Source organism: Streptomyces sp. NPDC051183 (assembly GCF_040682455.1).
Taxonomy (GTDB): Bacteria; Actinomycetota; Actinomycetes; order Streptomycetales; family Streptomycetaceae; genus Streptomyces.
Window position 1 is genome coordinate 182,821 of record NZ_JBFBBA010000001.1, and the last position, 11,644, is coordinate 194,464.

An 11,644-nucleotide genomic window follows, 5' to 3' on the forward strand; every position below is an offset into this window, starting at 1 on the left:
CGCGCCGAGCCCCTTTCCCGGGGGTGTGTTCAGCCGATTCGGCGGGCCGCTCCCCCACTGGTCAGCGCTCCCGCACGGCTGCGGTCTGCGGTCATTCACTCACGATCGGTGACGAGAAATGGGGGTACGAACGGGCGTTCCGGTTCCGCATGGGCAAGACTCGCGTCCGTTATCCGAAACGACCACGCAAGGAGTGTTCGAAATGCGGTCCATCGCCAGGAGTCTGGGACTCACTTCCGCCGCCATGGGGCTCGCCGCCCTCACCGCCCTCGTCGGTTCCGGGGCGGCCGACGCCGCGCCGTCCGGCACGGAGTCCCTGTACGCGCCGTCCGTGCTCGTGCTCAGCCTCACGGACGGGGCGGACGCCGACAACGGCACGGTGCGGCGCGCCGTCACCCTGGTCTGCGCGCCCCGGCCCGGCGGCACGCACCCGTCCCCGGCCGCCGCGTGCGCCGAATTACGGGCGCACGGGCCCGACTTGGACGCCCTGGCGCAGCCGCGCTCCGACGCGGCGTGTACCAGGGAGTGGGACCCGGTCACCGTGGCGGCCGACGGGGTGTGGCAGGGCCGTCGGCTGAACTACACGTACACCTTCGCCAACCCGTGCGGCCTGCGGAACAGCAGCGGCGTACTCTTCGGGATCTGAACCGCCGGCTGAGCCGCCGAACCGGCCGGGCGGCGCCGTGCGACCGCCGTCCGGCCCTCCCGCCCCCGCGAGGGGGCGGCCGTCAGCCCAGCTCCAGGCTGGTGACCCCGTACAAGCCCGCCAGGTCCAGCTCCGGGGCCGGGCCGGTGTACATCCGGGCGGCCTCGAAGGTCGGGACCAGCCCCAGGCCGGTGAAGAGGGCCGCGGCCCGCGGATGAGCGTCGGGTACGTCGACAGCGACCACCCCGCCCGGCGCGTGCCGCGCGAGCCCCCGCAGCAGGGCGGCCGCGACCTCGGGGGTGGCGGCGTAGAGCGGGCCGATCCGGAAGGCGCCGCTGCACGGCCGGATGACGCCGAGGCCCTCGATCCGCCCGTCCCGCACGGCGGCCAGGGCGGTCCGCCCGGGCAGGCCGACCCAGGCGGACAGGAACGCGTCGCGTGCCTCGGGGAAGAACCGCCGGTCGTAGGCGGCGAGTTGCCCGAAGGGCAGCGAGGCGGCGTCCACGATCCCGACGCCGCCACCACGTCCGTCCCCGTCCCCGTCCCCGTCCCCGTGCTCGTCGCCGGGGGCTCCCTCGTACCGGACGCTGTTCCAGGCCGGACGGAATCCGGACTTGCGGTAGTTGGCCTGCTGCTCGACCACTCCGTCCAGTCCCACGAGCCGGCCGTCGAGCCGTTCCATGCCCGCGTTCCACAGCCGGATCCCGTAGCCCTGGCCGCGGACGGCCGGGCGGGCGATGTAGAACCCGATGAAGCCGAAACCGGCCCCGTACCGCACCGCGGAGATGCAGGCCACCGGCTCGCCGTCGACCCGGCCGACGAGGAAGCCGGCCGGGTCGGCCACCATGAACGCGAACCGGTCGGAATCGCCCGGATTCCAGCCCTCCTCGTCGGCCCAGGCGCGGAACAGTCCCATGTCGGCGGCGCTCGCGCCGGTGATCTCGAATCCCGTCATGTCCGGTGTTGTACCAGATGCGCCGGGACCCGCGCAGCGGTGCCTGATCAGCCGTCAACAGGACGCCGCACAGCCGGTTTTCAGGGTGCGCAGATCACGTCGTCGACCGCGATGGGGTTCGAGTCGAGGCGCACGTACGCCGTGAAGGTCCGGGTGTCGCCCGAGCCCCAGTGGGTGGTGACGGTGGCCGACCCGACACCCGCGTACTCCTGGACGGTGATCGGGCCGATGCCGACGCGCTGCGGCTCGTTCTGGGCGCAGAGCAGCACGTCGTACTCCGGGGTGCGCTCCTGCTTCTCTCTGAGCTGCGAGGAGACGTGGCGCTCGCGGTTGTGGCGGGAGGGGCCGTGCTGGCCGTAGAAGGCGGTGAGGAACCGGCTGATCTGCGGGGCGGTGTGCTGGGCCGGAACGGGGTGGGCGAGAGCGGTGGCGGGCGTCGGGGCCAGCAGCGCGACCAGGGTCGGCACGAGGACGCCAAGACTGTAGGGCATGAGCTTCATGTCCGGTTTGTACCCGCCCGCCCGGCTCTCGGGGGAGGTGCGGCACGGAGATCACTCCTGTGGGGGGCGGCATTCACCGCAGAAACGACCCTCCGCCGCGCAGGAGTCCCGGCCCGGACCTCGCCGTTCGGCGGCCGCACCACATGGGACCGCGTAATGCGGTCGCGGGCGCGCACACCCGTTCCATAGGCTCTCCGCATGGGAAAGCCGCTTGTCGCAGTGTTCAGTGGGGCCGGGATGTCCACCGATTCCGGGATTCCGGACTACCGCGGGCCGCAGGGGCTGTGGCGGCGGGAGCCGGACGCCGAGAAGCTCGTGACGTACGAGTACTACATGGCCGATCCCGAGATCCGCCGCCGCTCCTGGCTGATGCGGGCGGAGATCGGCGCGCTCGGGGCGCAGCCGAACGCCGCGCACCGGGCCGTCGCCGCGCTGGAGGCGGCCGGGACCCCGGTTCGGGTGATCACGCAGAACGTGGACGGGCTGCACCAGCTCGCCGGGATGCCCGCGCGCAAGGTGTTCGAGCTGCACGGCACCGCCCGGGCCGTGGTCTGCACGCACTGCCACGCCCGGTCGGAGATGGGCGAGGCACTGGCCCGGGTCGCCGCCGGGGAGCCGGATCCCGCCTGCCGGGTGTGCGGCGGGATCCTCAAGGCGGCGACGGTGATGTTCGGCGAGCGGCTCGACGCGCAGGTGCTGGCGCAGGCCGTGGCCGTGGCGAAGGGCTGCGACGTCTTCATCGCCGTCGGGTCGACGCTCCAGGTGCAGCCGGCGGCCTCGCTGGCCGGGATGGCCGCGGAGGCCGGGGCACGCCTGATCATCGTGAACGCCGAGGAGACCCCGTACGACTCCCTCGCGGACGAGCTGATCCGCGAGCCGATCGGGACGGCGCTCCCGGCCCTGCTGGCCCGGATCACCAACGGCGGCCCCCGACAGCACCTCTAGGGGGTGTCTGGCGGATCATGGCCGGGCCCGGCCCGCCTGGCACCGCGGCTTGCCGCGTTGTCGTCAGTCGCCAATGCTCCGCAGTGGCTCCCTCCTCCGCCTTGCAATCCACGGCACCAGACGACCCGGGCTACCCGAGCCTGATCCGCCAGACACCCCCTAGCCCTACGAGCCGTCGGCCGCCCGTCGCATCGCCGCCACGTCCAGCTTCTTCATCTCCATCATGGCGGCGGTCGCGCGGGCGGCCCTCCCCGGGTCGGGGTCCGAGATCAGGTCGATGGCCTCGGTGGGGACGACCTGCCAGGACAGGCCGAACTTGTCCTTGAGCCAGCCGCAGGCGGACTCCTGGCCGCCGTCCTTGGTCAGCACCTCCCAGTAGTGGTCCGCCTCCGCCTGGTCGGCGCAGTGGATCTGGAAGGAGACCGCTTCGGTGAAGGGGAACTGCGGGCCGCCGTTGAGGCCGATGAAGTTCTGTCCGTTGACCTCGAACTCGACGACCATCACCTCACCGGCCCGGCCGGGGCCCGCCTCGCCGTAGCGGCCGATCCGGCCGAGCTTGCCGTCCTTGAAGACGGAGAGGTAGAAGTCCGCGGCGGCTTCCGCGTTGCCGTCGAACCACAGGCAGGTGGTGAAGGGCTTGCTGGTCATGGCTGTCTCCAGGGTGTGCGTCGAAACCGTCTCGCACATACAGACCGGCCCCGGCACCGAAATTCATCGGTGGGGCCGGGGCCGGTCCGTGTCCGTCCTGGAATGCACCCGTCGGGGCTACATTTCGAGCATGCGGTCGACGACCCGCTCCGCCGCGCGGCCGTCGTCCAGGTCGCAGAACTCCTCGCGGAACGCCGCCCGCGCCTGCGCGTACTCCGCTCCCACCGCGTCCGCGTTCCGCACGGCCGCGATCAGGGCGGCCGAGTCGGACAGCAGCGGGCCGGGGGCCTTCGCCTCCAGGTCGAAGGTGAAGCCGCGCAGCGTGTCGCGGTAGTGCTTCAGGTCGTACGTGTAGAGCAGGATCGGCCGGTCGGTGAGCGCGAAGTCGAAGATCGCGGAGGAGTAGTCCGAGATCAGTACGTCCGCGACCAGCAGCAGGTCCGTGGTGTCGGGCCAACGCGACACGTCCACGACGAAACCGTCCCGGACCCCGTCGCGGACCTGCTCGTTCACCTTGTGGTGGCCGCGGATCAGCAGGACGTGGTCCTCGCCGAGCTCGCGCCGGGCCTCGTCCAGGTCGATCCGCAGGTCGAGCTTGTAGGCGCCGCCGAGCCAAGCCAGCCGGTTCTCCCGCCAGGTGGGCAGGTACAGGACGACCTTCTTGCCCTCGGGCAGGCCGAGCCGGCGCCGGACCTCCGCGATCCGCTGCGCGTCGGGCCGTACGAGCGCGTCCGTGCGCGGGCTGCCGGCCTCGATGACCTCGCCGTCGTAGCCCAGCGCGCGCTTGAGGACCGGCGTGGCGTACGAGCTGGGCGAGGCGAGCAGCGACCACTGGGCGCTGTCGTGCTCCAGCCCGGCCAGCACCTCGGGGCTCGTGTAGTAGGTGTGGTTGAAGTCGTGGCCGATCTGCTTCAGCGGGGTGCCGTGCCAGGTCTGTACGACGATCTGGCCGGGCCGGCGCAGGAAGGGCATCGGCACGCTGTCGTTGACCACGTAGTACCGGGCGCGGGCCAGCACGTCCCAGGCCTCCAGGCTGCCGTACTGCACGGCGCGGGCGGTCGCCGGGACCTCGGCGCGGCCGTCGCGGACCAGCCAGACGTGGTCCAGCTGCACGCCTCGGCGCACCAGCTCCTCGTGGATGGCGCGGGGCGAGTCGCCGGCGCCGTTCCCCTTGAAGGCGTCGTAGACGACCATGTCCTTGACCGGCAGGGCCCGCTGCGCCGGGTAGGTCACGTCGCGGGCGACGCGCTGTGCGTAGCGCGAGCGGTCGTGCGGGCTGAGCAGCGGGTCGGCGACGAGCGCCATCCGGTCGTGCAGCCTGGCCTCGACGCGCATGCGGCGGCCCTGCGCGGTGAAGGCGTGGGGGCCGGAGGTGAGTACGGGGGCCACGAGCTGGACGGGCGCGCCCCGGCCCACACCGAGCAGCCCGGCGGTGGTCCCGCCCTGGGCGGTGGGGCGCAGCGTGGCCCACCAGCGGCCGTGCGGGAGGGTGGTGCGGCCGGCGTAGGGCTCGGGGAGCACGGGCTCGAAGGAGGCTTCGAAGCGGTCGCCGTCGCGGGTGACGGGGTAGCCGAACTCCATCCCGTACATGTTGTGCAGGACCAGCTCGTACGGCTCGTCGGCGGGCGCGGTGAAGCGGCCCCGCAGGGTCAGGGTGCCGTCCTGCGTGGAGATCTCGTCGACCAGCGGGGGCGAGGCCTGCACGGAGAGGACCAGGTGGCCGCCGGGGCCGCGCTTGGCGAAGACCGTACGGCCGGCGCCGTCACCGGGGACCGGCAGGACCAGGCCGGTGAAGCCGCCGCGCTCGTCGTGCGCGAGGGGGTGGCGCTTGCCGTCGGCCCGGACCACGCTGAGGTTCCAGGGCTCGGGGCTCCACTCGCCGGCTTGGTCGTCGGTGTCCGGTACGGCGCCCAGCTCGTCGAGGGGGAGCCGCACGGTGAAGGGGATCCGGCCGCCGGGGCCGCCGGGGCTGGCGGGCCCGGCGGCCAGGGGGACGGTGATGACGGCGCCGGAGCCGGCATGCTCCGCGCGCAGGGAGGCGCCCTCGCCGACCTCGGCGGCGAGCTCGCCCACCAGCTCGACGATGTCCCCGCCGACGGCCCGTACGTCCAGGGCCCGGGCACGGACGATCTCCACCTGTACGGTGAGCGCGCCCACGGCGGTGGGCAGGATGCGCACGTCGGGGGCCACCCAGTGCGGGTGCGGGGTCAGGCCGCTGTCGTGTTCGCCGCCCTTGAGGCGGGCCCGGTGCAGGCCGCCGGCGCCGGTGACGGCGATGGAGGTCGTCCATACGCCCTCGCGCCACTTGCCGCCCGACTGGAAGATCGAGGGGTCCACGACCGCGGTGAAGCCGGCCCAGTCGGCGTGCCGCAGCGCGAGGTGCGGGGCTTCCACGGTGGCCATGGGAGAGGCGACCGTGCGGGTGCTGACGACGGTACGGCGGCGCTTGCCGTTCTCCCGGAAGATCAGCATCTTGCGGGAGCCCAGGCGGCTCTCGGCGCCCATGTGTCCGGGCAGGGCGTAGCCGCGCAGCAGCAGCTTGCCGTCGCTCCAGACGGCCTGTTCGAGGCGGCTGACGACGCGGCGCTCGCGCGGTCCGAGGGTGAGGACCTTCGCCGGGACCGGCGGGCGGCCGTGCAGGAAGGGGTAGTCGGCCTGGGGGCGGGCCAGTCCCTTGACCGGCACGCTGTAGGTGAAGTCCTTCTGGTGCTTCTGGAGGGCGATGAACTCCTCGACGCGGCCTTCCCGGGCGAGGTACGCCTTGAGGCGGTCGGCGACGGTGAGGTCGGACCAGGGGTCGGTGCCGATCTCCCGGATGAGCTGGCCGGCCTCCTTGACGAAGGCGGCGCGGAACTCCGGTCCGGCCTCGGGCACGTACTTGTAGATGAGCGGGAGTTCCTCGCTCAGCACGTTGCGGTCGTACTCGCGCAGGTAGCGGGCGTACTTCTCGCCCGGCTTGCCCTGGAGGGCCGCGCGCACCAGGCGTACGGACTCCACGCGGTCGGTGAGGGAGACCGGGTCGGTGGCGCGCTGGGTGATGGAGCGCTCGCCGGTCTCGCGGACGCGCCAGTGGTAGACGACGTCGCCGATGACGTCGACGCTGGTGGCGAAGTAGTGCGCCGGGATGCTGACCGGGGCGTCCTCGTAGAGGATGCCCTCCGGGTACTGGAAGCCGTGCTCTTCCCAGAAGGTGCGCCGGTAGACCTTGTTCCACGCGGTGCGGTCCGTGACCAGCGCCGGGAACTTGGAGATGTGGGTCTTCAGCTGGGTCCGGGCGAAGGCGATGCGGTGGCCCCAGGACTGCTGCATGCCGACGGAGCGGAAGCGCTTGACGTTTCCGGCGGAGAAGTCCGAGCCGGTCTCGTCGAGCGTGGCGACCAGCTTGGCGTACGCGTCCGGCGGCATCGTGTCGTCGCTGTCGACGAAGGCCAGGAACTCGCTGCCCTCGCAGATGTGCCGGACACCCACGTTGCGGGCGGCGCCCAGTCCGGCGTTCTCCTGCAGGACCACTCGGAAGCGGCTGTCCCGCGCGGCGAACGCCTTGGCTATCACCGCGCTGCTGTCCGTCGACCCGTCGTCGACGATCACGACCTCGAAATCGTCGAAGGTCTGCGCGGCGATGGATTCCAGGCACTCATCGAGGTAGAGCTCGACGTTGTAGACGGGGACGACGATGCTCAGGCGCGGGGGCATGGGTGGCGGGTTCTCCAGCGTTTTTTGCTTTGTCGATGATCAGCCGATTACAGCATCCTACTCTGTAACAGCATGATAAATTCCGGCCATCTCGGACATCTCACCAACGGCTGCCGGGGCGGACGGCAAAGAATTCAACCGCCCGCCACCCAGCCGTTGAAAGCCGGCGCGGGCCCGCCGGCCGCGCCCGCCGGTGAACCGCCCGGCCGGACCCCGGGTCAGACCTCCAGTTCGTTCTCGATCTTCTTCAGCTGGTGCCGCGCCATCGCCAGGTTGGCCCGCTTCTTGTCGAGCGCGAGGTAGAGGAAGAAGCCCGTGGCCCCACGGCCCTTCAGCAGCCGGATCAGGTGGTACTGGCTGCCGAGGGTGATCAGGATGTCCTCGATCTCGTCGTTGAGGCCGAGCATCTCCATCGTGCGGACCTTGGCGCGCACCACGTCGGTGTTGCCCGCGGCGGCGACCGCGAGGTCGAGGTCCTTGCCGCCGCCGATGGTGCCGAGGGCCATGCCGCTGCCGTAGTCGACCAGGGCGGCGCCGAGCGCGCCGTCGATGGTGGTGGTGGCTTCCTTGAGCGCGGTCTCCACGTTGGCCATGAGTGACTCCTCTTTCCGGTTCTGCTGTCCTGTGTTTTCGGTTCGGTCGGTGGTCTACGGGCCCAGCCCGGCGCGCCTTCAGCCCTGCGGGGCCGCGGCGCTCCGGCGCCCGAGGCTGTGATCGATGAGCTCGGATATCCGCAGGCTGGAGCGGCGGGCCTCCAGGTGGAGGCGGCCGACGTTGACGCGCGGCTCCGCCATCAGCGTCAGGACGGCCGCCTCGCCCGCCGCGTAGGTGGCGACGTAGCCGAGCTCGCCGCGCACCAGCAGTTCGCGGAACCCGCCCTGGCCGGTGCTGTCGCTGAGCCGCTGCGCCACCCCGAGGGCGGCCGCGGTCAGGGCGGCTACGGACTCGGCCTCGGCGGCGGCGCTGTCCTGGGCGAGCACCAGCCCGTCGGCGCTCGCCGCGAGGGCGCCCGTCAGCTGGGGGACTCGGGCCCGCAGCCGCCGGAGCTCCGCGAGTATCTCGGCTTCCGCTTCGGCGGGCACCGTACTCATGTCGGGCTTTCTCCTTTCGGGCTGCCTCCGCTCGGAGCGGTCGGCGCGCAGGGCCGGTCGCAGCGGGAGCCTCACAGGCTTGCCTCCAGTGCGTCGCGTAACCGGCGGAGCAGCGCCACGTCCGGGGATTGGGCCTGGGTCATCCAGTCGGGCAGGGGTGTTTCGGCAGGCGCCGCGGCAGGCGCGTGCGGGGTCTCGACGAGTCCCGCCGCCGCGAGGCGCCGTACGTCGAGCAGGGTGTGGAAGGCCGGACGGCCCAGCACCCAGGCGAGGTCCGCGGGGGTGCGTATGCCGTCGGCCCGGGCGAGCAGGATGCGCTGCCGGGCGGTCACCGTCTGGCCCGGGGCCGCGGCCCGGGGCACCACGGGAGCGGTGTCCAGCAGCGGGTACGGCCAGACGGCGTCGAGCAGTTCCCGGCGGCGCCGGGTCTCCCGCTCGACGGCGGCCGCCGGGACCGAGCGGACGGAGCCGATCCAGTGGGTGGCACCGCGGCGGAACCGGGAGGGGCCGCTGCCCGGGGAGAGAGCGAAGAAGGCGGCGTCGAAGATCGCGCCGAGATGGCAGATCTCCAGTTCACCGCCGGCCATGCCGCCGCTGTCGACAAGGAAGCGGGCGACCTGGCGCCGGGCGCCGGCCTGGTTGACGGCGTCCCTCCAGCGCTCGGGGGCGAGGGCGCCGCCGGTGGTCAGCAGGACGTCGAGGCCCGGGGTGGCCGGGCTCTCCGCATGCACGACGCGGCCGTTCTCCAGGAAGAGGGTGCCGCGGTCGCGGAGCAGGGCGCCGGTGGCGCGCTCCGCGGCGAGCCGGGTGAGGAGCGGCGAAACGGCGACGGCACCCGGGCCGGGGCCGGCACCGGCGCCGGCGCCGGTCATCTGAGCACCAGCCCTTCGGCGAGGGTCCGGAGTCTGTGCCGGGCCAGGGCGAGGTTGCCGTCCGCGCGGTCGAGCCACAGGTGGAGGAAGACGCTGCTGTCGAAGCTCGTCTCGACGAAGCGGAGCACGTGGTACCCGGTGCGGGTGGTGACGATCAGGTCCTCGACGGGCAGCTCGGCTCCCGACGCGCGGTCACCGCTCGCCGGGCCGGCCTCCGCGGGGGCGAACGACTCGTACTCGGCGGCCGCCCGGGCCAACTCGGCGGTCTCGGCGGCGGTGGTCTCGTGGTCTCCCACCGGCGAGTCCCCGGCGGTGCCGAGGGCCAGACCGCTGCTCCAGTCGACCAGCGCGGCCCCCCGCGCCCCTGGCAGGGCCATGGCTTCGAGCAGGCATTCGTCGATCCCGGGCACGCGGGCTCCCCTCCCGGCCGGACGTGCTTGGTGCACAGTCGTACGGCGCGACAGGAGGGAACTTACTCAAGTTCCACAGTGCGAAAGGGCGTTCTGGCATTTTCCGCTGGAACATGCGCGGTAGCACGTGACAGCTTGGCCGGAACCCGACGGAATTTGATCACGAAGCGAGCGGGAGATCGTCCGCGAGCCGGAACGCCCCGCCCTCGCGCTGGACATAGCCCTCGTGGCTGAGGGTGCGGAGCAGGTGGTAGACGGTCGGCAGCGGGATGCCGGTGATCCGCGCGAGCCGCTTGGCCGTCGCTCCGCCCTCCGCGTACATCGCCTCCACGAGGCGCAGCGCCCGCTGCACGGAGCCGATCAGTGTGGGGTTGCTGTCCTTCTGACCGTGGTCCTGGTCCTGACTGTGGTCGCTGCCCATGAGTGGTCCCCCTGCTCAAGTACGAAGCCTGGCATAGCCATCAAAGTCGCTCACTGGCCGCAAAACCAAGCTGACTCGCGTAAACCTGAGCATAAGATCACCGCATGCCGCCCTTGCTACTGGGTACAGGTCACGAACGCCGGGAGCGGGGTCTCCTCGATGAGGTGGCGCGGCAGGGACAGGCCGAAGCGGTTTTCGAGCACACCCAGGGTGAGGCGGTCGCGGTCCCCGTCCGGTTCGCCGTCGGGGCGGGTGTGGGCGCCGTCGGGGGTGAGGATCCGCGCCGCGACCAGCTCCGGCAGCAGGAAGTCCGGCTGGTGGCCGCCGCGCCAGCACTCCTCGCCCAGGCCGAAGCAGCAGACGAGCTCGCCGTCCCGGGCGTACGCGAACTGCTTGGGCGGATGGTCCGGCTGCGGGTCGAGGTGGACGGCCTCGACGCCCGACCGGGAGACCTCCGCCAGCCGCTCCGCCCCGGCCGGCATGCCGTGCTCGACGGCGAAGGACCAGCCGCCCCAACTGCCGACCCGGGCCACGCCGTCCCCGTCGACCGTCTCGGTGACCATGCTCCACGCGTCCACCGCGCCCAGCGGCCCGGGGTGGATGCCGGGTACCGCGCCGAGCCGCGCGGCGAGTTCGTCGGGGCCGATGCCCCGGGCGAAGGTCAGGCTGACGTACCAGCCGTCCCAGTCCGCCAGCCATTGGATGCCGCCCCCGGCGATGTCCGCCATCTCCACGGTCCCCTCCCGCGCGTCGTGCCGGTACTCCCCCCCCTCCGGCACGATAGTCAGTCGGCGGGGCTCTCCGGGAGGAGGCGCTCGACCATCGCTCCAATGAGCCCCTCCACCGGATAGGGCTCCAGCAGAGCGGGCGCAGTGAGGTCGTCCACGATCAGGCCCAGCATCGCCAGGTAGAGCAGCACCACGCCCTGCCGGTCCCCGGGCAGCCCGTTCTCCAGGTGCCAGGTGACGTTCGCCTCCAGCTCGGCGCCCTGGAACCCGGCCAGCTCCGCCTGGAGTTCGGGCCTGCGAGTGGCTTCCAGCCGCAGCTCCAGCATGGCGATGTGCACGCTCCGCTCGCGCCGCATCCGCTGCACGAGCTGGCCGAGCAGCACCTTGGTGTCCAGCGGGCCGGCCAGGTCCTCCGGGTCGGGGACCAGCCGTTCGCGGGTGCGGTGCAGGATCTGCACAAGCAGTTGGGCGCGGTTGGCGAAGTAGTTGGAGGCGGTGCCGGTCGGCACCCCCGCCTCGGCGTCCACCGCGCGCAGGGTCAGCCCCCGCGAGCCCTCGCGTGCCAGCACTTCGATGGCGGCGTCGAGCAGCGCGGCGCGGCGCTCCGGGTTCTGGCGCATGGGTGGGTCCCTGAGGATCTGGGCGGCACGGCATCGTGAGCACTGCACATGCAGTGCTTCGCACACGCTAGCGGAAGCGGAACGTCCCGGCCCTCCCCACCGCGCCCTCCCCCGT

The 11,644-nt window shown here is 72.3% G+C and carries 13 protein-coding genes; 2 read left to right on the forward strand and 11 right to left on the reverse strand.

Annotated elements, in window-relative coordinates:
* The first annotated feature begins 202 nt into the window (after positions 1-202).
* The gene (locus AB0M99_RS00885) at positions 203-646 is read left to right on the forward strand and encodes a subtilase-type protease inhibitor (RefSeq protein ID WP_365916096.1); all 444 of its coding nucleotides are present in this window, start codon (positions 203-205) and stop codon (positions 644-646) included.
* Between the two features lie 82 nt (positions 647-728).
* On the opposite strand, the gene AB0M99_RS00890 is transcribed toward AB0M99_RS00885, so the two are convergent.
* Complete coding sequence (locus AB0M99_RS00890) at positions 729-1,601, reverse strand: GNAT family N-acetyltransferase (protein WP_365916098.1); 873 nt, start codon at positions 1,599-1,601, stop codon at positions 729-731.
* Positions 1,602-1,681: 80 nt separating this feature from the next.
* A complete protein-coding gene (locus tag AB0M99_RS00895; RefSeq protein WP_365916100.1) occupies positions 1,682-2,101 on the reverse strand; it encodes a hypothetical protein in 420 nt (139 codons plus the stop codon).
* Between the two features lie 198 nt (positions 2,102-2,299).
* Here AB0M99_RS00895 and AB0M99_RS00900 point away from each other — a divergent pair, with 198 nt between their 5' ends.
* Positions 2,300-3,046, forward strand: coding sequence for a Sir2 family NAD-dependent protein deacetylase (locus tag AB0M99_RS00900; protein WP_365916102.1), 747 nt, complete (start codon positions 2,300-2,302; stop codon positions 3,044-3,046).
* Positions 3,047-3,211: 165 nt separating this feature from the next.
* Here the strand turns inward: AB0M99_RS00900 and AB0M99_RS00905 are convergent, their stop codons facing one another.
* The 9 genes from AB0M99_RS00905 to AB0M99_RS00945 all read right to left on the reverse strand — a co-directional run bounded on the left by AB0M99_RS00905 (position 3,212) and on the right by AB0M99_RS00945 (position 11,529).
* Positions 3,212-3,694, reverse strand: coding sequence for a VOC family protein (locus AB0M99_RS00905; protein WP_365916104.1), 483 nt, complete (start codon positions 3,692-3,694; stop codon positions 3,212-3,214).
* A gap of 117 nt (positions 3,695-3,811) precedes the next feature.
* Positions 3,812-7,387: a bifunctional glycosyltransferase family 2 protein/CDP-glycerol:glycerophosphate glycerophosphotransferase gene (locus AB0M99_RS00910; RefSeq protein WP_365916106.1), complete on the reverse strand. Its 3,576-nt coding sequence runs from the start codon at positions 7,385-7,387 to the stop codon at positions 3,812-3,814.
* A gap of 218 nt (positions 7,388-7,605) precedes the next feature.
* Positions 7,606-7,980, reverse strand: a complete 375-nt coding sequence (locus AB0M99_RS00915; protein ID WP_365916108.1) for a hypothetical protein — start codon at positions 7,978-7,980, stop codon at positions 7,606-7,608.
* A gap of 78 nt (positions 7,981-8,058) precedes the next feature.
* Positions 8,059-8,478 carry a roadblock/LC7 domain-containing protein gene (locus AB0M99_RS00920; protein WP_365916110.1) on the reverse strand — a complete coding sequence of 140 codons (420 nt, stop codon included), beginning with the start codon at positions 8,476-8,478 and terminating at the stop codon, positions 8,059-8,061.
* A gap of 71 nt (positions 8,479-8,549) precedes the next feature.
* Positions 8,550-9,350 carry a transcriptional regulator gene (locus AB0M99_RS00925; RefSeq protein WP_365916112.1) on the reverse strand — a complete coding sequence of 267 codons (801 nt, stop codon included), beginning with the start codon at positions 9,348-9,350 and terminating at the stop codon, positions 8,550-8,552.
* Positions 9,347-9,760 carry a hypothetical protein gene (locus tag AB0M99_RS00930; RefSeq protein WP_365916114.1) on the reverse strand — a complete coding sequence of 138 codons (414 nt, stop codon included), beginning with the start codon at positions 9,758-9,760 and terminating at the stop codon, positions 9,347-9,349. Before AB0M99_RS00930 ends, AB0M99_RS00925 begins: the two co-directional genes overlap by 4 nt.
* A gap of 160 nt (positions 9,761-9,920) precedes the next feature.
* Entirely contained in the window at positions 9,921-10,181 is a 261-nt protein-coding gene (locus AB0M99_RS00935; RefSeq protein WP_365916116.1) for a helix-turn-helix domain-containing protein, read from the reverse strand.
* Positions 10,182-10,297: 116 nt separating this feature from the next.
* Positions 10,298-10,960 carry a DUF6461 domain-containing protein gene (locus tag AB0M99_RS00940; protein ID WP_365916118.1) on the reverse strand — a complete coding sequence of 221 codons (663 nt, stop codon included), beginning with the start codon at positions 10,958-10,960 and terminating at the stop codon, positions 10,298-10,300.
* A 5-nt stretch (positions 10,961-10,965) separates the two neighbouring features.
* Positions 10,966-11,529, reverse strand: a complete 564-nt coding sequence (locus AB0M99_RS00945) for a TetR family transcriptional regulator (RefSeq protein ID WP_365916120.1) — start codon at positions 11,527-11,529, stop codon at positions 10,966-10,968.
* Positions 11,530-11,644 lie beyond the last annotated feature (115 nt).